Raw genomic sequence first — 1,076 nt, 5'->3', positions numbered from 1 at the left:
ATTTGTGGAGGATGTAACGTACAGTTGGCATTAAATCCAAATAGTTTTAAATATTATGTCATCGAAGTTAACCCTCGTGTATCTCGTTCATCTGCTCTAGCTAGTAAGGCAACAGGATACCCAATTGCGAAGATTAGTGCTAAATTAGCGGTTGGTTTAGGTTTAGATGAAATTATTAACCCAATTACTAAAACAAGTTATGCATGTTTTGAACCTGCATTAGACTATATTGTAACGAAATTTGCGCGTTTCCCATTTGATAAATTCCCTAATGCAGATCGTCATTTAGGAACTCAGATGAAGGCAACTGGTGAAATTATGTCGATTGGACGTAACTTTGAAGAATCTTTCTTGAAGGCAGTTCGCTCTTTAGAGATGAAAGTGGATCATATATACAAAAAAGAATTGGCTGGATTAACGAAAGAAGAATTACTTGAAAAAATCAAGAAGTGTGATGATGAAAGAATTTTTGCGGTTACACAGTGGCTTCGCAATGGATATGATATGGAAACCATTCATAATGTGACGAAAATGGATGATTTCTTCTTGTGTCACTTGTCAAGAATTATCAGTTTAGAAAAGCTAATGATGGAAAATCCCAAAGATGTTGAAGTTTTGCGTAAATTAAAGAAATATGGTTTTGCGGATAGCTACATTGCACGTAACTGGGAAATGAAAGAATTCGATTTATATAACTTGCGTAAAGAAAATGGAATCACGCCAGTATATAAGATGGTAGATACTTGTGCGGGTGAATTCAAGAGTGCAACTCCATACTTCTATTCAAGTTATGATAATAAAAATGAATCTGAACGTACAGATCGTAAAAAAATCGTTGTGTTAGGTTCAGGACCAATTCGTATTGGACAAGGTGTTGAGTTTGACTATGCGACAGTACATTGTGTACAGACTTTGCGTGAAGAAGGATATGAAGCCATCGTCATCAACAACAACCCAGAAACTGTATCAACCGATTTCTCAATTAGTGACAAATTGTATTTTGAACCACTAACTACAGAAGATGTAATGCACGTTATTGATTTAGAAAAACCATTGGGTGTTATTGTTCAATTTGG

The 1,076-nt window shown here is 35.2% G+C and carries 1 protein-coding gene; it reads left to right on the top strand.

All coding sequences use genetic code 11. The features are described from left to right. A partial coding sequence (locus tag H8911_RS12150; RefSeq protein ID WP_500784414.1) for a carbamoyl phosphate synthase preATP-grasp domain-containing protein occupies positions 1 to 1,076 on the top strand: 1,076 nt, incomplete at both ends.

Origin of the sequence: Holdemanella hominis, assembly GCF_014306155.1 — a bacterium.
GTDB lineage: Bacteria > Bacillota_I > Bacilli_A > Erysipelotrichales > Erysipelotrichaceae > Holdemanella > Holdemanella hominis.
Note: the sequence above shows the minus strand (reverse complement) of the source record. Positions and strands in the feature narration are given on the sequence as shown.